Annotated in this window: 15 protein-coding genes; 3 read left to right on the forward strand and 12 right to left on the reverse strand. The window is 63.5% G+C overall.

The genetic code is table 11. The annotated features are described in order from the left end of the window. Window positions 1-42: 42 nt before the first annotated feature. Entirely contained in the window at window positions 43-915 is an 873-nt protein-coding gene (locus FQ746_RS06645; RefSeq protein WP_144108147.1) for a LysR family transcriptional regulator, read from the forward strand. 56 nt (window positions 916-971) lie between these two features. Here FQ746_RS06645 and trpS read toward each other — a convergent pair whose 3' ends face one another. After that, on the reverse strand, window positions 972-1985 hold the full coding sequence (gene trpS, locus FQ746_RS06650; protein WP_144108148.1) for a tryptophan--tRNA ligase: 1014 nt from the start codon (window positions 1983-1985) through the stop codon (window positions 972-974). A 270-nt stretch (window positions 1986-2255) separates the two neighbouring features. Here trpS and FQ746_RS06655 point away from each other — a divergent pair, with 270 nt between their 5' ends. Next, window positions 2256-2717: a hypothetical protein gene (locus FQ746_RS06655; RefSeq protein ID WP_144108149.1), complete on the forward strand. Its 462-nt coding sequence runs from the start codon at window positions 2256-2258 to the stop codon at window positions 2715-2717. A gap of 15 nt (window positions 2718-2732) precedes the next feature. On the opposite strand, the gene FQ746_RS06660 is transcribed toward FQ746_RS06655, so the two are convergent. The 5 genes from FQ746_RS06660 to FQ746_RS06680 form a co-directional block, all read right to left on the reverse strand. Further along, window positions 2733-4097 (reverse strand): sensor histidine kinase, encoded by a 1365-nt coding sequence (locus tag FQ746_RS06660; protein WP_144108150.1) that lies wholly within the window; start codon window positions 4095-4097, stop codon window positions 2733-2735. After that, entirely contained in the window at window positions 4087-4764 is a 678-nt protein-coding gene (locus FQ746_RS06665; protein ID WP_144108151.1) for a response regulator transcription factor, read from the reverse strand. The genes FQ746_RS06660 and FQ746_RS06665 overlap by 11 nt, the downstream gene beginning before the upstream one ends. A gap of 19 nt (window positions 4765-4783) precedes the next feature. Beyond that, on the reverse strand, window positions 4784-6100 hold the full coding sequence (locus tag FQ746_RS06670; protein WP_144108152.1) for an MFS transporter: 1317 nt from the start codon (window positions 6098-6100) through the stop codon (window positions 4784-4786). A gap of 89 nt (window positions 6101-6189) precedes the next feature. Continuing rightward, the gene (locus tag FQ746_RS06675) at window positions 6190-7179 is read right to left on the reverse strand and encodes a quinone oxidoreductase family protein (RefSeq protein WP_144108153.1); all 990 of its coding nucleotides are present in this window, start codon (window positions 7177-7179) and stop codon (window positions 6190-6192) included. An 86-nt stretch (window positions 7180-7265) separates the two neighbouring features. Next, window positions 7266-8276, reverse strand: a complete 1011-nt coding sequence (locus tag FQ746_RS06680) for an ABC transporter substrate-binding protein (RefSeq protein WP_144108154.1) — start codon at window positions 8274-8276, stop codon at window positions 7266-7268. A 222-nt stretch (window positions 8277-8498) separates the two neighbouring features. Between FQ746_RS06680 and FQ746_RS06685 the strand changes: the two genes are divergently transcribed. Beyond that, window positions 8499-8954, forward strand: a complete 456-nt coding sequence (locus FQ746_RS06685) for a lipoprotein (RefSeq protein WP_144108155.1) — start codon at window positions 8499-8501, stop codon at window positions 8952-8954. Between the two features lie 33 nt (window positions 8955-8987). Here the strand turns inward: FQ746_RS06685 and FQ746_RS06690 are convergent, their stop codons facing one another. The 6 genes from FQ746_RS06690 to FQ746_RS35495 all read right to left on the reverse strand — a co-directional run bounded on the left by FQ746_RS06690 (window position 8988) and on the right by FQ746_RS35495 (window position 16929). Further along, window positions 8988-9818, reverse strand: coding sequence for a class I SAM-dependent methyltransferase (locus tag FQ746_RS06690; RefSeq protein ID WP_144108156.1), 831 nt, complete (start codon window positions 9816-9818; stop codon window positions 8988-8990). Between the two features lie 218 nt (window positions 9819-10036). Continuing rightward, window positions 10037-11104 carry a DMT family transporter gene (locus FQ746_RS06695; RefSeq protein ID WP_144108157.1) on the reverse strand — a complete coding sequence of 356 codons (1068 nt, stop codon included), beginning with the start codon at window positions 11102-11104 and terminating at the stop codon, window positions 10037-10039. 32 nt (window positions 11105-11136) lie between these two features. Continuing rightward, on the reverse strand, window positions 11137-13701 hold the full coding sequence (locus FQ746_RS06700; protein WP_144108158.1) for a response regulator: 2565 nt from the start codon (window positions 13699-13701) through the stop codon (window positions 11137-11139). A 17-nt stretch (window positions 13702-13718) separates the two neighbouring features. Beyond that, complete coding sequence (locus FQ746_RS06705) at window positions 13719-14954, reverse strand: hypothetical protein (protein ID WP_260853917.1); 1236 nt, start codon at window positions 14952-14954, stop codon at window positions 13719-13721. Between the two features lie 248 nt (window positions 14955-15202). Beyond that, window positions 15203-15634: an RcnB family protein gene (locus tag FQ746_RS06710; RefSeq protein WP_144108159.1), complete on the reverse strand. Its 432-nt coding sequence runs from the start codon at window positions 15632-15634 to the stop codon at window positions 15203-15205. Window positions 15635-15876: 242 nt separating this feature from the next. Next, on the reverse strand, window positions 15877-16929 hold the full coding sequence (locus FQ746_RS35495) for a methyl-accepting chemotaxis protein (protein ID WP_144108160.1): 1053 nt from the start codon (window positions 16927-16929) through the stop codon (window positions 15877-15879). Window positions 16930-17136: the final 207 nt, after the last annotated feature.

A 17136-nucleotide genomic window follows, 5' to 3' on the forward strand; every position in this document is an offset into this window, starting at 1 on the left:
ATATTCCCCACAACCGCACTCCTTACTGGAGAAAACGCACCGATGTTCGATTGGGAAAATGTCCGCCACTTCCTCGCCGTCGCGCGCATCGGCACCTTGTCGGGCGCTGCGCGCAGCCTGGAAGTCGATCACGCGACCGTGAGCCGGCGCCTGAGCGCGCTGGAAGACGAGGTCAAAACGCGGCTGGTCGAACGCCTGCCGAGGTCGTGCAAGCTCACGCCGATGGGCCAGCGGGTGTTCGAAATCGCTCAGGGCATGGAAGAAAACGCCTACGCCATTGAGCGTCTGCTGGATGCGAGCCTGTCGCCGTTGAGCGGCAAGGTGTCGCTCAGCGCGCCACCCGTGCTGGTGGCGAGTTTTCTGGTGAAGCATCTCGCGCAGTTTCGCCAGACGCATCCGGGCGTGCGCTTGTCCGTGGCGGGGCAGGCGCGCCGCGTGTCGCTGAGTCGACGGGAAGCCGATATCGCGTTGCGCCTCGTGCGCCCCGAGGAAGCGACGACGGTCGTGCGCAAGCTCGGGCACATGGCGTTCGATCTGTACGCGAGCCGCGACTATCCGCAACTGAATAATCCGGCGGCGTGGGAGTTCATCGTGTACGACGCCGGCTTCGCCGACATGCCGCAACAGAAATGGTTGATGAGCGTAGCGCGAGGACGGCCGGTCGCGTGCGAGATCAGCGAGATCACCGGGCATCTGGCCGCGACCCAGGCGGGCGCCGGCGTGGCCGGTCTACCGTGCTTTCTCGCCGATGCCGAGCCCGGTCTGCAACGCGTCGCCTACGACGGCGAGCCGTTTTCTCGCGATATCTGGATGGCGGTGCATCGGGACGTGCGCGGCTCGCCGCAAGTGCGGGCCGTGATGGATTTTCTGCAGAAGATTTTCGCGGACAACGAGGCTTTTACAGCGGGCGCCTGACGCGCCCGCCGTACGCTCGTGTCCGCCTTGGCGAACCTTGTTGAACCTGGCTGAACTCAGTCGAAGTAGTTCAGTCCCAACGCGCTCTTCACCTCGGCAACCGTCGCACCCGCGACTTCGCGCGCGCGCATCGTGCCGCGTTTCAGCACCGCGAGCACTTCTCCCTTGTCCGCTTCGAGTTCGCGGCGGCGCGCGCGGATCGGCTCGATCAGCTCTTGCAGACGCTCGTTCAGCGCGCGCTTGACGACGCTGTCGCCGAGACCGCCGCGGCGATAGTGCGCCTTGAGGTCGTCCACTTTCTGCGTGTCCGGCTCGAACGCATCGAGGAATGCGAACACCACGTTGCCTTCCACCTGACCTGGATCGCTGACCCGCAGATGGTTCGGGTCCGTGTACATGTTGTTCACGGCCTTGGTGATTTCGTCCGGCGTCGCGCCCAGCGCAATGGAGTTGCCGAGCGACTTGCTCATCTTCGCCTTGCCGTCTATGCCGGGCAGCCGCGTGACTTGCGACAGCACCGCTTCGCATTCCACCAGCACTTCACGCTCGACGGTGTGATTGAAGCGGCGCACCAGTTCGTTGGTTTGCTCGATCATCGGCAACTGGTCGTCGCCGACGGGCACGCGGGTCGCCTTGAACGCGGTGATGTCGGCGGCCTGGCTCACTGGGTACGTCAGGAAGCCCGCCGGAATATCGCGCTCGAATCCGCGCAACTGGATTTCCTGCTTGATGGTCGGATTGCGTTCGAGCCGCGCGACCGTCGCGAGGTTGAGCAGATACTGCGTCAGTTCGGCCAGTTCCGGCACTTGCGACTGGATGAAGATGGTCGACTTCTCCGGGTCGATGCCCGAGGCGAGATAGTCGAGCGCGACTTCGATGACGTTGGAGGTGACTTTCTGATGACGGCCGACGTTGTCGGTCAGCGCCTGGGTGTCGGCGAGCAGCAGGAACTGCTTCGCTTCGTGCTGCAGCTGGACGCGCGCGCGCAGCGAGCCGATGTAGTGGCCGAGGTGCAGCGGGCCGGTGGTCCGGTCGCCAGTCAGGATGATGGGAGGAGTGGTTTGTGTCATGGTCTGGTGAGTCAGTTTAGCGAGGCAACCAGTCATCGGCGAGCGAATACAAAAATGCCGCCTTGACTGGCGGCATCACGTTTTCGATGGTTAGGGGGAAACGGGCCGCCGGGTTCAGGCGCGCCACCAACGAGACAGGCTGGACGAGGTCGGTTTGATTTCCATCGCGGGAGTATAACGCAGCGACTGGAGCGGCCGATGGTGAGGCGGGCGGGATTCGCGGTAGGCTAGCGACCTTCGGGACATGGGGAGCATGCGATGAATGAAGCGGTGAGACGCAGCCTTGAGTTGTTATGGATCTGCACGACGCTGGTTTGCGCCGGCCCGGCGCTTACGGGTGAACCGGCGGCCCCTGTTGCGAACGATGACTACGCTGCCCGAATCATCGGCCCCGACGCGAATCGCAACACGGTACGAGACGACATCGACGCGTACATCGACAGCACCTATCCCGATCCGCGAGAACACGCCGCGATGGTCCAGTTTGCGCAAGCCTATACGCAACTGTTGATCCACGGCGGCACGGTCGCTGGTGCCAGGGCGGCAACGAAAGACGTCGCACGGGCAGTTCAATGCGGCATCGGCGTGTTCGGCGACTCGAACATCGAGAAACAAAAAGCCGTGCTGGCGATGATCCTGAATTCCGAAGCACGGTTCCAGGCCTACACGGTCTCGACGCACAACGAAGAAGGGCAGGTCGTCGAGCGATTCACGGGTGAACCTTGCCTTTGAGGCTTAGCCGCGCCCTCACCCACCCACGCCCGGAAAAACCACCGACACCACCAGCCCGCGCCCCTCTGGCCCATCGCCCAGCACGACCTCCGCGAGATGCGCGCGGGCGATTTCCCTGACGATCGACAGCCCGAGCCCGCTGCCTTCTTCTGTCGACGCACGAAAGAACGGCTCGAACACGCTCTCCCGAAGCGCCGGGTCGATCCCCGGCCCGGCATCGGCGATAGTGAGCACGACCCGTCCATCACGCACCGTCAGATCGAGCGCAACCCGCCCACCGGCCGGGGTATACCGAATCGCATTGTCAAGCAGATTGAACAGCAGCACGTTCAGCAGCGGCTCGTTGCCCATCACCTGCGCTTCGGCTTCGAAGTGGGCCGACAACTCCACGCTGCGACGTTGCGCGAGCAGCGCAAGCTGTTCGATGGTCGCCGTGGCAAGCTCGCGCAGATCGACCGGCGCACCCTTGAAATCGGCGTAATCGGCGGCCTCGGCTTGCGCGAGCATCAGCAACTGGTTGGTCAGCGCCACCAGCGAGCGGTTGCTGCGATGCATCGCGGCCAACGTCTCCTTGACCTGCGTCAGATCGTCCTGCCGCCGCGCGTATTGCAGTTGCGTGCCGAGCAAGGTCAGCGGCGTGCGCAGTTGATGCGCGGCGTCCGCAATGAAGCGCCGCTGCATGGTGGTCTTACGCTCGATGATGTCGAGGCAGCGATTGAACGCCGTGACAATGGGCCGCAATTCGTTGCGCAGCGGATCGGCGCGCACGCGCAGCGACACGTTCGGCGCGCGCATCAGCAGGTCTTTCGTGAGCCGCATCAGCGGTCGCAATTCGAACGTGAGTCCGATGCACACCAGCACGACGGCAATCGCGACGATCCCGCCGAAATGCAGCATCTGCGGTTGCCAGAGCGAAGCGATGGTGGCGTCGCGCTGCAGCAGCGTGCGCCCGACCGACACCACTATTTGCCGCGTCCGGCCGTCGTCGTACATGGGGCGAATCAGCGACACCGCGCGAATCGGGCGTCCGCTCACGGTCGCGTCGTACCACAGCGGCGAGTCGCCCGGCACGCGCGTCGGGAATTGCGAGGTGCCCGCAATCGTCGCGCCGTTCGCTTCGCGAATGCTGAAATACACCATGTCGCCATACGGCGAACTCAGTATCTCGATGGCGCTCGGCGAGATGTCGGCGTGCAGCACGCCGTTGTCCCATTTGATGTCGCCCGCCATCACACGCGCCGACGACAGCAGCGCTTCGTCCTGCAGCAGGTTCGCCGTGCGCCCGGCATTGTCGTGCGCGATGAGGCCGGCCGCGATCACGTAGACGGTCATCGGCAACAGCAGCCACAGCAACAGCCGCAGGCGCAGGCTATTCGTCATCGGCACCGTCTTCGAGCAGATAGCCGAGGCCGCGCAACGTGATGATGGTCGCGGTGCTCTTTTCGAGCTTCTTGCGCAGGCGGGACACGTAGATTTCGATCGCGTCTTCGCTGGTGGGCGCATCCGCGTGGCTCAGCGAATCGGCGAGCATGGTCTTGGCGACCGTCTTCTTCGTGCGCAGAATCAGCGCTTCGAGCACCGCGTGTTCGCGCGGCGTCAGCGTGAGCGGCTCGCCTTCGACGGTGAACTGGCAGCGGTCCATGTCGTAGACGAGATTGCCGCACTTCAGGCGGTTCGAACGCGACGGCGTCTGGCGGCGCGCCAGCACCTTGACACGCGCCACCAGTTCGCGGGCATCGAACGGCTTCACGATGTAATCGTCGGCGCCCGCGGCGAAGCACACCACTTTTTCGTCGACCGCGCCGGTGGCGGTCAGGATCAGCACCGGCGTCGCATCGCCGCGCTCGCGCATGCGGCGCAGCACGCTTTTGCCCGACAGATGCGGCAGATTCAGATCGAGCAGCACGACGTCGTACGGCATTGCCCGCAGTGCGCTCTCGGCGGCCTCGCCGTCACTCACGCGATCGAGCAGGAAGCCTTCGTCGCACAGTATTTTCGCGAGCCAATGCGCGAGCTGATCATTGTCTTCGACGAGCAGTAGCCGCATCCTCTGAATCCTCGAGCGTTCAAGCCGTTCTGTAGCGCTCGCGAGCTTGCGGCGAACGGTACAGCACCAGTGTCGCAACGACCCCGCACAGCGCGGCAAATGCCATCCATGCGCCGGGCGACGCCTTGTCGCCCGTAGTATGAATCAACCAGGTCGCGATAGCCGGCGTGAAGCCGCCGACCATCGTCGCGAGACTGTACGCCATCGAAAAGCCCGTCGTGCGCACGTCGACCGGCATCAACTCGGTCAACGCGACGATCATCGCGCCGTTGTACCAGGCGTACAGCAGGGACAGCCACAGTTCCACCAGCAACAGGCGGCCGAACGACGGTTGCGCGACCAGCCATTGCATCGCGGGATAGGCGGTCAGAATGGCGACCACGGTGCACACGAGCAGCACGGGACGACGGCCGATGCGATCCGACACGGCGCCGGCAATCGGCAACCAGATGAAGTTGGACACGCCCACGCACACGGTGACGAGCAGCGAATCCAGCGACGAAAGCTTGAGCACGACCTTGCCGAAGGTGGGTGTGTACGCGGTGATCAGATAGAACGACGCGGTCGTCATGATGACGAGGCCCATGCCGGCGACGATGAGCCGCGAATGCTGCAGCATCGAACGGGCAATCTCCGCCATACCCGGACGATGACGCCGCGCGGCGAATTCGTCGGTCTCGCGCAGCGAACGGCGCACGTAAAGCAGGAACGGCACGATCACGCACCCGACGATGAACGGAATGCGCCAGCCCCACGTGTTCATGTCGGCGGCGGGAATCAGCCGGTTGAGCAGCACGCCGAGCGACGCGGCGAACACCACCGCGACCTGCTGGCTGGCCGATTGCCACGAGCAGTAAAAACCGCGATGGCCGGGTGTGGCGATCTCCGACAGGTAGACCGACACGCCGCCGAGTTCGACGCCCGCTGAAAAACCTTGCAGCAGCCGGCCGAACAGCACGATGGCGGGCGCCAGCAGGCCGATGGTCTGATAGCCCGGCACGAACGCGACGCAGGCCGTGCCGAGCGCCATCAGCATCAGCGAGAGAAGCAGGCCTTTGCGGCGGCCGTGGTGGTCGATATACGCGCCCAGTACGAGCGCGCCGACCGGGCGCATCAGGAAGCCCGCGCCGAACACCGAGAGCGCCAGCATCAGCGACGCGAATTCGTTGCCCGTCGGGAAAAACGTGCTGGCGATCGCGGCCGCGTAGTAGCCGTAGACGGTGAAGTCGTACATCTCGAGAAAGTTGCCGCAGGTGACGCGCAGCACCGAACGCACGCGCGACTCCTTCGATAACGCCGTGTCGTGAGCGCCCTGAACCGGGGATGAAGCTGTCATGGTGACCTCGTGAGTGAGGGACGAGCGACTCCCCGGCGCGCCATGGCGGCCGCCGCGAGACTGCTGCGTCGACTGGAAAAAGGAAAGGGTTAGCCGATCGTCATGACGGACTTGCCCAACTGACGGCGTGCTTCGAGTGCTTCGTGCGCGGCTTCGACGTCGTCGAACGTGTAGCGGCCGCTAATTTCGATTTTCAGCGAACCGTCCAGCAGCGCCGCGAAGATTTCGTCGGCGCGGCGCTGCACGGTGCCGGCGTCGGCCAGATGGTCGGCAAGACGCGGGCGGGTGAGGAACAGAGAACCGGCTTCGCCCAGTTCGATGGGATCGAGATCGTTCAGCGAGCCTGCGACTGAGCCGTAATTCACTACGAGACCGCGCGTGCGCGTGGCCCGGAAGCTGTCGCGCAGGGTCGTGCGTCCGACCGCGTCGAACACGACGTCGACGCCGCGGCCGCCCGTCGCTTCGCGGACGTGGTCCGCGAAGCGACCTTCGTCGTAGAGCATGACGTGGTCGGCGCCGTGGGCGCGTGCGACCTCGGCCTTGGCTTCGCTGCTGGTCGTCGCATAGACCGTCACACCGCGCCGTTTGGCCAGTTGCACCAGCAACTGACCGATGCCGCCGGATGCCGCGTGCACGAGGCACGTGCTGCCGGCACCCAGATGCGCGACGTCTTCGAGCAGATAGTGCGCGGTCGATCCCTGGAAGATCGCCGCTGCCGCGAGGTCGAACGCAATCGCCGCCGGAATGCGCGCGACGCGTGCCGCCGGGACGACCGCGTAGTCGGCATACGCGCCCCACGAAATGCACCAGGCAACCCGGTCGCCGACGCTCAGCGTGTTGACGTTCGAGCCGATGGCGACGATTTCGCCCGCGCCTTCCATGCCGAGCGTGCACGGCAGACGCACGGGATAAGTCCGCGAGACTTTGTACTTGCCTTGCCGCGTGTGAATGTCCATGAAGTTGATGCCGGCGCACGCGACCTTCACCAGTACGTCGTCGGGACCGGGTGAGGGAATGGCGATCTCGACGCGCTGCAGCACTTCCGGTCCGCCGTATTGTTCGATGCGTATGGCCTTCATGTCTCGTGTTCCGTGAGTTAAACAAGGTAATCGAAATCGTGTCGGGTACTCGCCGCCGCTTCGGCGCGTGCGGCGCCGAGCCGTCGTCAGGGAGCGCGGGCTGCGTCGGCGAACCGGTTGGTGTACGTGCGCGACAGATCGACGTGGCGCGGCACGATGGACGGATCGACCGCGGCCAGGACGCCGAGCACGGTCTGCGGGGCGTGCTCGGGCATGCGGCCGTCGCGGGAGAAAGACGGCATGGTGTCGGTGAGCGCCTGCAGATAAACCGGCTTGTTCTGGCCGACGAAATCCGGTGGCAGCACCGCCATGATTTCGCTGGCCGAATGCGAGCCGATGAACGCGAGCGCGCGAACCATCGCCCGTACCAGCCGCCGCGTAGCGTCGGGGTTGGCGTCGATCCATTTGCGCTGCGCGTACAGACACGCACCCACATAAGGGCCGCCGAGTGCGGCACGCGCGCCTTCGATCGTGCGCATATCGGCGATGACGCGCGCGTCGCCCGTGGCCAATAGCCGCGATGCGGTGGGTTCCTCGATCATGCCGGCGTCGATGCTGCCTTTTGTCATCGCGTCCGCGAAGCCGTTGTCGGGGCCGAGTGCGACGATGGTGTACGCGTTGTCCGGCAAGCTGGCCTGTTGCGCGAGATAGCGGCTCAGGAAATACGTGGACGCGCCGAAGCCGGTCACGCCGAGCCGCCCGCCCTGCAGGTCCGACATGCTGTGTGCGGGCTTCGCGACGCGGGTGGATGCCAGTTCCGCGAGTCCCGCGGAGAGTCCCAGCACGACGATGGCCTGGACGTCCTGGCCACGGCTTTGCAGATCGATGGTGTGGTCGTAAAAGCCGACCGCGCCTTGTATCGCGCCGGCGATCAGTTCCGTTGCCGTGTCGACACCGGCGGGTTCCGACAGCACGTCGACGTCGAGCCCTTCGTCGCGGAAATAGCCAAGCCGCGCAGCCAATGTGACCGGGAGATAGATGATCTTGGAGACGCCGCCGGTCATCAGCGTCAGCTTCCGTGCGTGGGCGAGCGGCGCGCCGAGCAGCATCGCGCAGACCGTCGCGGCAATCGCGATGAAGCGGACTAACGGTGGCATGGGTGGGGTCTCCTGTTGCAATGCACCCGGCGATATCGACCGCTCGCCTGAGGCTTCGTTTCAACGGAGTATAAAAACAGATGCCTTCTGCCTGCTTTCCGCGGCCGGGGAATCTTCTGGGTGTTTACCCTTTTGGGCGGATTTTCTTGAGGCCGGGTCGATCTGCGGGGGCCGGTGCCGCGCGGCTATAATCGCGCTCGACCCATGCTTGGAAAGTACGACGTGAAAAAGATTGCTGTCTTCGCGCTTGCCGCGCTTGTTCTCACTGCCTGCTCGTCGCCTGAAAAGCAGCAGGCGCAAGCTCAGGCGTTCCTCCACAACGAAAGCAGCCTGACGCTCGCGCAGCGTCGCGCGACGGTCGATTGCGAACCGGCGAACTGCGACGCCGCCTGGGCACTGACCAAAAGCTATATCGAACAGCATTCGGATACCGCGGTGACGCGGGCGAATGCGGTCGCTATCGAAACGGACATTCCGTCGCGCTCGGGCAAGGTCGCATTGTCGGCGACGCGCACGGCGAAAGGTGCCGGCGCCACGCTGACCGTTTTTGCGCAGTGCCGCGGTATGTACGAGCCGGGCAACGAGAAGGGCTCGGATTACGACGAGTGCGCGGAGAAAATTCTTAAAGCGCAGGACGGGTATGTGCCGTTTCTGAGGGGCGGTGTGGCGGGGCAGTAAGCGCCACCAGTGCCACCCCCGCGTCGAGCGCGCTCAACCGCGCTCGATCACCACTTCCAGATACTCGCTCGGCAACACCAGCGAGTCGTTGCCCGAGCGATTCCCGCTCGTCATCAGCGCAATCAGATCCTGAGTGAACGTCGCCTGCTGCGCGGCATCCAGTGCGCCATACGTCTTGCTCATCGGCCCATAGTACGAGCGGAACACCTCTAGCCAATGCTCGGGCGAACGATAGCGGAACACGAATTCGCGATTCTCCACGTGGATGTCGCGCGCAGTTGTCGCGAAGAGTTCGTCCAGCCTTGCTTTCGTGCCCCATAGCGAAGGTGAACGGACGCCGGGCGCCGGCGGAATGTATCTGGCGATGGTTTTGAACACCTGCCCGATGAAACTCTCCGGCGTCCAGTTCGCGAGGCCGATCTTGCCGCCAGGCTTGCAGACGCGCGCAAGTTCACCGGCCGCCCTCTGCTGGTCGGGCGTGAACATCACACCGAAGGTCGACACGACGACGTCGAACGAGGCGTCGTCGAACGGCAGGTTTTCCGCATCCGCCTCCTGAAAATGGATGGTGTGCCCTTCCGCGAGCGCACGCGCCCGGCCCGCTTCGAGCAGCGACGATACGTAGTCCGTCGAAGTGACGTCGCACCACCGACGCGCTGCCGCAAGCGTTGCGTTGCCATTGCCGGCGGCGACATCGAGGACGCGCGAACCGGCCCGCAGATCGAGCGCTTCGCAAAGATTTTCGCCGACGATCTGCACGGTGGTGCCGACCACGGCATAGTTGCCGGTGGACCAGGCGCCTTGCTGACGGCTTTTGACTGCGGTGAGGTCGATGGGGGCGGGCGGCTTTGCATCGGTGGACATGATGGACCTTTCGAATGAGCGGGCTTGGGAGAGAGAACGCGAATCACCGTCGAGCTGACGGATAGCGTCATCACCTTCACCTCTTTCAGACGAAAGCATGCCTAAGTCCGGCGGCCTGTTTGAGTGTAGGTCGCCGACCGTGGGGGCGTTGCCACCTTACATCGCCATTAACGGGCGGCGTTGCTGATTATTCGGCCAAGCCGCTGCAGTGCGATTCCTCAATGCCCATGCCGATGATGAATATCTGGAAAATGAGCATGCGTGTGCGTCATCGCCTCGTGCGGATGCGCATGGGTATGCGGCTCGTCGCCCTGCCAGTCGAAGTCGTGCACGTGCTGGTGATGCGCGTCGTGCGAATGGCGATGCGTGTGGTGTAGCGCTTCATGCGTATGCGGATGTTCATGCCGTTCGCGCACATGCAGCCAGACGCCGAGCGCCATCAGCGCCGCCGCGATCCAGAATAGCGGCGACGGTTGCTGCGGCCACAACACGAGCGAGAGCGCGACGCCGAACAACGGCGCCACCGAAAAATAGGCGCCGGTTCTCGCCGTTCCCAGATTGCGCAGCGCGACCACGAACAGCACGAGGCTCACGCCATAGCCCGCGAAACCGGTGACCATCGCCGCCGCCATCTTCAGCGCGTCGGGCAGATGGTCGCCGAGCAGGAGTGCAATAGCCAGGTTCACCGGACCCGCGACCAGCCCTTTGACGCAGGCGATAGCCAGCGCGTCGTTGGTCGACACTTTGCGCGTCAGATTGTTGTCGATGCCCCAGGCCGCGCATGCGCCGATCACCAGCAGCGCGCCCGTCGGCACACCGCCGCCGCCCGCCGTCCACGACAGCGCGACGCCTCCTGTCACGATGGCGGCCATGCCGAGGAAGATCGGCAGATCGACGCTCTCGCGAAACACGACCCACGCGATGACGGCCGTGAACACGCCCTCGAGGTTCAGCAACAACGAAGTCGTCGCCGCCGGTGTGCTGGCGAGACCGAGCATCAGCAGCGCGGGGCCAACCACGCCGCCGGCCGCGATGGCGCCAAGCAGCCAGGGCAGCTCGGCGCGTTTTAGATGCGTGCCGGGGTGACTTCCTGGATGACCCGGTTGCCGCGCCAAAGCCCGAACAGCCATCGCGAGCGCAAGGCCGGCTCCACTGCCGAGATAAAACAGCCCGGCCACCATGAACGGCGACATCGCGCCCAGCAGGCCTCTTGCCAGCGGCGTCGTAGCGCCGAACAGAGCCGCTGCGAGCAGCGCCGTGAAAGCCGGTTGGTATCGTACGTTCATGATGTTTGCGTTCATGATGCGGCCCCGGTCCGCTAGCGATCGTTCAACAGATCGCGATGATCGCGCCGCATTCCCGCCGAGTCGAAATAATGTTGCAATGCATCGGCCGAGCGGCTGGCGAGCGCATCCAGCCGCGCCAGCCAGTCGGGCTCGGTCGGCCACTCGTGGTTCATGATGCGGGGATAGATATGCTTCGTGAAGCGGTGCAATGCGCGAGCGCCCAGATTGCCGCTGATACCCAGCAGCAGATGCAGGTCGCCATGCGTTGCGGACAGATCGCGCGCGGCGGCACTGCTGCCCAGGCTGGCCACGATCGTGCGAATCTGGCCGATACCGGTCACGAACGACTCGTCCAGCAAATCGAGTGACGACAGTTCTTCGAGATGAGTCTCGTCGAGCAGATCGCTTTCCTCGACCGCAGCGGGTCCGGCGGGAGACAACGGCGGCTCGTCCGGCGCGATGGTTCGCAGCACGGGTTCGCGCGACACATGCTGCTGCGCGAACTGCCGCGCGAGACTGCCGTACAGCGAGCCGACCTGTACGGGCTTGACCATCACCTCGTTCATGCCCGCGGCGAGACAGGCCTCGACGGCGTCGATATCGGCCTGACTGGTCAGCGCGATGATCGGCAAACGGGCATAACGATCCGCGCGGGCCCGGATCAACGCGGTGGTTTCCACGCCGCCCGTGCCCGGCATGTTCATGTCCATGACGATCGCGTCGATCGCGCTGTCGTCCTGCAAGCGCGCCAGCACGGCGTGCCCATGTTCGGCTTCCAGCACGCGCGCGCCGAAGCGCTCCAGATACGCCTTGGCGACGAGCCGGCTGTAGGTGTCGTCGTCCGCGACCAGAATGGTTCTGCCGGAGAAGTCGTCGAAACGCTGGCCGACATGATGCCGGTTGCCGTTTTCGAAGAGCGTCTGCAGCGCATTGATCAAGCCCGCTTCGTTGCTGGACTTGCCGAGCATGTCGTCCATGCCGGCGCGCCGCGCGAGCACGCGCGCCACGTTGCCCGGCTCGGCGGTGTAGGCGGCGATCAGCACGCTGGCGTTCGGCGAGTCCGGGTCGGCACGCAGTCTCTCGGTGGTCGTGTAGCCGTCCATCACCGGCATGTTGACGTCCATCAGCACGAGGTCGAAAGGCGCGTCGCGCAGCATGGTCAGCGCGATCTCGCCGTTCTCCGCCTCGCTGATCTGCGCGCCCACTCTCGCCAGCACGCGACGGGTCCGGGCGCGCAGGCCCGCGTCGTCGTCGACCAGCAGAATATGTTTGCCGTTGAACACCGGCTGCGCACGTTCGAACATCTTGCGTTCGTGTTCGGCGACTTCGTTCTCCGATACGGCGGGGAATGTCAGGATGAACTGGGTGTATCGGCCCACTTCCGAGCGGCAACTGATCGTGCCGCCGAACGCCCGCATCGCGCGCTGACAGTAAGCGAGTCCAAGACCGGTGCCCGCCGAATTGCCGGCGCTGCGAAACGGCTCGAACAGATGCGGCAGGATTTCCGGCGCAATGCCCGGGCCGGTATCGTGCACGATCACCGAATGACGGTCGACGGTCAGCGTGAGCGTGGCCGACGGATGCGGCGCGATGTGATGCAGCGCGTTCTTGATCAGATTGAACAGGGTGAATAGATAAACCGTCTCGTCCACCTTGAACGTGAAGTCTTCCAGCACCACGAGCCGCACTTTGGCGCGCTCCTGCCGGTCGGCGAAGCCGTTTTCGTCGAGCGCCTTGCGGGTGGTCGCCGCCGCGCCCAGATACGCGAGATAGTCGGAGCGCAACGGGCGCGCGCTGACCTCGTCGAGCGTCATCGCGATGATGCGCAAGCCGCGCTCGATGGACAACTGGCCGTGCGCGAGATGGCGGTACAGGTGGTTCGCGCTGTCCTGCGAGAACGGCGGCGCGCGGAGACCGGGCCCCTGGCTCGCGTCGGTCAACGCGGGCAGCGCTTCTTCGACGCGATCGAGCACGTGCTTCAGTTGACTGAGCGGATTGCGCATTTCATGCGCGATGGTGCCGGCAAGCGCTTTTAACGCGCGATTCTTTTCGACGAAGATGCGGCCTTTGCTGATGGCATGACTAAAAGCCATGCTGCATAAAACGATGACCGGCAACAACGCGAGATCCGAGCGGTTGGCGGTCGTGAGAACGATCGGCGCAGGCGCGCTGGCAACGGCGGCCACCGCGCCGGAAAGAACGCCGACGCCGATGCAGCCCATCAACAGAAGCGGGTTGTCGATACAGAGCGCCATGATGAAGATCATCATGACCTCCGTCATCATCCACATCGTCGAAAACGAATTGCGGATGGCAAGGAAAGTGCAAACGACGGGCAATACGTAAATCAGGCAGCAATGCCAGTAGATCAGCAAAAGGCCGTTGAAGCGTTTCGGCCAATGCGCCTGGAATATAAGCGGGATGCAGACCAGCGCTGCGCTCAGGCGCAGCGGAAGATTGTCGTACGGCTGCGGCAGGACATAAGTCCAGATAACGTAATAGACAGGGTGACACAGGAGGCCGAGTGCGCCGCCCCATCGAATCGCAAAACGGCTTCTTTCCAATACATCCCGCATATTTTCTCGCGGCATTACCATCTGGCCTCCGATGACATTCACGAGCCGATTAGTTCATGTTTGTCGCGATATTGTGTGTCCCGGACGATCGGCGAGCCGTCTTTGCCGTGAAACGGACCGACCGAAAAGCCGTACTTCTTCAGAAGACCGTGCGTATAGGAAACCGACCACACGGGCGGACTGCCGATAATGAAATCGGATGCAATGCCTTCCTGCCAGGCCGCATAGCCTTCTGCGAAGCAGGTATAAACATCACGGGTGGACGGCAGTCTGAATGGGAACCGGGTGTCGAGGCCCGCAGGGCCGCGCGCGAAGCACTCAATATATAGCGTATGACCGCGCGATGCGAGTTCGGCCTCCACGCTGGCGGCGCGCGGGTGCGAATCGTCGATCCAGAACTGCGCCCGTTTCAGATCGGCCGCGGTGAGGTAAGGAACGCTGGTGCTGCTGGCGAGAATCGCACCGTCGAATTGCGGCAGTGGCGTGTGGGGATCGAACGTATGGATCGACACTTTGGTGCGGCCGAGCAGATCGGAGGCCATCAGTTCTTTCGCCTGATCGGCCAGCAGATTCACCTTGTCCGGCAGGTCGATGAGGATGAGCTCCTTCGGCGCCTCCTTATACAACACGTATTTGGCGACGGTGGTGCCGAGTCTGCCAGCGGCACCGAATAGCGCGAGCTGGGTATTGCCGAACTCCAGGTCGAGTTCGTTGCAGCAGTGCATGGCCCAGTCTTTCAGCATGGCCGCCGTGGCCGCATGCCCGGTGGTGATATGCGGCGGACGGGTCTGTCGCGGCAGCGCGCCGTAGTTGCACGCATAAGGCGTGGACGCGCCCATTGCCACCATGTTCAAGCCGGCCTGTCTCGCCAGTTCCAATGCGGGAAAGAATTGCGTCTCGCGAAACCGCTTGATGCCGCGCGGACTGCCGAGCCACAACTCCAGCGGAACCGGACACGCGATATTCGCGCCGATGAGTTGGGAACCCGAATAGATGGGTGAGGCAATGAAAGGCCTGGTATTCCAAAGCTCTTCTTCGAAAGCCGCATTCCGGTGTTTTACATTATGAAAAGAAAACGAAAGCGTTTCCCAGTCGGTCGCGTGGAACAGGAAACCCACGCCACCTTGTCCCGCTGGCAGATTGTCACGTATCTCTTCGGGATGAATGGCGTGTCGTAATGTCAATGGCGCCAATGGCGCGCTAATCGGATTAAGGCCGTGAGTGTCGAGGCCGTGGCAGGCGGTCGTTATTTCTTCGCGAAATGTGGTGCTCATTGAGATTCCCTTGAGTTGAATCGCGCTGGGCGGTCAGCGCGCCGTCGCTAGTCACGTTTGACTGGCAATGTTTCAACTCTAGAGAAATCCGCAATGTTTTGTCCGTGTGTTCTTACGCATCGTGTCATTGATGCGATTTCAGTGGCTTCAAAAACAAAAGACCGTGGCCCATTCTCATGGGTCACGGTCCGAGGCGATTCAAATGCGGTATTGGCAATATGACTATTGTCGCCAATCCTTACCGAAACTTAATGCGCGGAAAGCAGGACGTTGGCAATCACGCCCGTTGCCACCGCGGCCAGCACGTAGTCGCCGTTCACACCGACCCAGTGATAACCACGCGGAGGCGCTTGCAGGCCATGGTCATGCCAGTCGTCCACGACGTAGTTGCGATCGCGGTATTCCGACGGCAGCCGGTCGCCCCTGTGCCAGTCGCTATGCGGAACCGGGCCGCCCGGACGGTCGATCGAGGCGTCGTGATAAGCCGGTCCGCGGCCGCCGCCGTGCGGGCCGCCATGACCGGGGTTCGGGCCGCCGTGCTCCTGGTGCGAGGGCTGGCCGCCACCGTGGTTGCCGCCGGGGCCACCGCCGTGGTTGTCGTTGTGTTGCTGCGCGAAGGCGGCAGCCGAGGTGCCAAGTAGCGCGGCGATCAGGAACGGCGCGATGTTTTTCGACTTCATGTCTGTATCCCGTGAAAAATGGCGTGAAAACGGTTATTCGGTCGGTCTGGCGGCGAGCCGATCGGCTCGGCCAGACCGCAAGCAAGGGTCCCGGCTACGACGCGGATGGGGCTCCTGATTCACCGAAACCCGATTCCTGCCGATCGCCGCTTGCCCGACGTTGCCTTTCAAGGCCGGACACAGGCTAACAAAAATATGACGTACGTGCATGTTTTGCGGCCACGACCGTCATGCACCGCTGCTTACGCTTGCCCCGCTTTCGCCTGCACGATGACGCCGTACCAGCCGAGGCCGCGATAACTTTCATAGCCGGGCGTCAACGCGAACGACACGGTGCGGCCGTCGGGGAGATCATAAAAGCCCGCTGGTTTGCCGCCCGTGTTCAGACGGAACTGTTCTTCGAGCAGGCCTTTGTCGTCCGAACTGGCGATCACGCGATGCGAAGCGCTGACGATCATGCAGCGCGTGCGGCTCCATTCTTCGTCCGTAAGGCGCACACCCTTGACCACGGCCGCCGCTTGCGGCGCCCAGTCGAAAAAGACCACCAGCGCGCCGAGCGGCTTGCCGTCCGCCGCACCGTTTTCGCGGATCGCGGTTGCGTAGGTCGCGACGTGTGCATGCTTGAGCAGCGGTAATGCTTCGATATCGGCTGCGACGAAATCGGCGCCCGACGCGGTCTTCATCGCATCGCGAAACCAGCTTGCGTCGGCGACGTTACGATCCTTCACCGCATACTGTTCGGGCCGGCCGTTGGCGACGACGTTGCCCGCCGCATCGACGATCCACAAGTCGCGGTACACCGTGTAGCTGTCGAGGATCACCGAGAGACGCCGCGATGCATGCGCTGCGGTTGCGTCGTTCGCTTCGTTCGCGCCCGCAAGACAGTCGACAACAGCCGAATCCGTGGCCCACCAGCGCACGTCGCAGGAACGCTCGTAGAGATTGCGGTCGATCACGTCGATCATGTTCAACGCAAGGTCGGCGCAGCGCTGACCTTCGTGCGAGCGCAGCCGCTCGATCATGCTGTCGCCGAGGTCGGTAAGCTTGTTCAGCGAACCGGCGAGTTCGCGATTGAGTACGGTCGTGATGTCGCCGATGCGGGCCGACACGTGCTTGACCTGATTGGCCACCACCGCAAAGCCGCGGCCTGCATTCCCGGCGCGGGCTGCTTCGATCAGCGCGTTGAGCGCAAGAAACGTGGTTTCGCGGTTGATGTCGTTGATGTCGGAAATTTTCCCCGTGGCTAACTTCTTGACGTGATGCGTCAGTTCGACGATTTCGAGCGGATTCGACATGGCCAGGTCCCTGTTTGTTGGAATGTTGTGCCTGCATAAAAGCAAGCATTGGGCCGGGCCTATTCATCGCGCATGCGGTCGATGCATGCACGCAGCAAACGTTTGGCACGGCGATGGCCTGGTGCAGCGGATTACGTCGGGCTGTCGGTTGCACTCCGTCTGTGCATTCAGGAGCGAGGGTGTTTGGAGCAACGGCACTAGCATCGT

It is taken from the genome of Paraburkholderia sp. BCC1886, assembly GCF_900996245.1.
Classification (GTDB): Bacteria; Pseudomonadota; Gammaproteobacteria; order Burkholderiales; family Burkholderiaceae; genus Paraburkholderia.

Coding starts and splice junctions, on each gene's coding strand:
- FQ746_RS06705 (WP_260853917.1), bottom strand. CDS start 14,954: ATGAGCACCACATTTCGCGAAGAAATAACGACCGCCTGCCACGGCCTC.
- FQ746_RS35495 (WP_144108160.1), bottom strand. CDS start 16,929: ATGTCGAATCCGCTCGAAATCGTCGAACTGACGCATCACGTCAAGAAG.
- FQ746_RS06645 (WP_144108147.1), top strand. CDS start 43: ATGTTCGATTGGGAAAATGTCCGCCACTTCCTCGCCGTCGCGCGCATC.
- FQ746_RS06690 (WP_144108156.1), bottom strand. CDS start 9,818: ATGTCCACCGATGCAAAGCCGCCCGCCCCCATCGACCTCACCGCAGTC.
- FQ746_RS06700 (WP_144108158.1), bottom strand. CDS start 13,701: ATGGTAATGCCGCGAGAAAATATGCGGGATGTATTGGAAAGAAGCCGT.
- FQ746_RS06695 (WP_144108157.1), bottom strand. CDS start 11,104: ATGAACGTACGATACCAACCGGCTTTCACGGCGCTGCTCGCAGCGGCT.
- FQ746_RS06680 (WP_144108154.1), bottom strand. CDS start 8,276: ATGCCACCGTTAGTCCGCTTCATCGCGATTGCCGCGACGGTCTGCGCG.
- FQ746_RS06710 (WP_144108159.1), bottom strand. CDS start 15,634: ATGAAGTCGAAAAACATCGCGCCGTTCCTGATCGCCGCGCTACTTGGC.
- FQ746_RS06660 (WP_144108150.1), bottom strand. CDS start 4,097: ATGACGAATAGCCTGCGCCTGCGGCTGTTGCTGTGGCTGCTGTTGCCG.
- FQ746_RS06665 (WP_144108151.1), bottom strand. CDS start 4,764: ATGCGGCTACTGCTCGTCGAAGACAATGATCAGCTCGCGCATTGGCTC.
- FQ746_RS06670 (WP_144108152.1), bottom strand. CDS start 6,100: ATGACAGCTTCATCCCCGGTTCAGGGCGCTCACGACACGGCGTTATCG.
- trpS (WP_144108148.1), bottom strand. CDS start 1,985: ATGACACAAACCACTCCTCCCATCATCCTGACTGGCGACCGGACCACC.
- FQ746_RS06675 (WP_144108153.1), bottom strand. CDS start 7,179: ATGAAGGCCATACGCATCGAACAATACGGCGGACCGGAAGTGCTGCAG.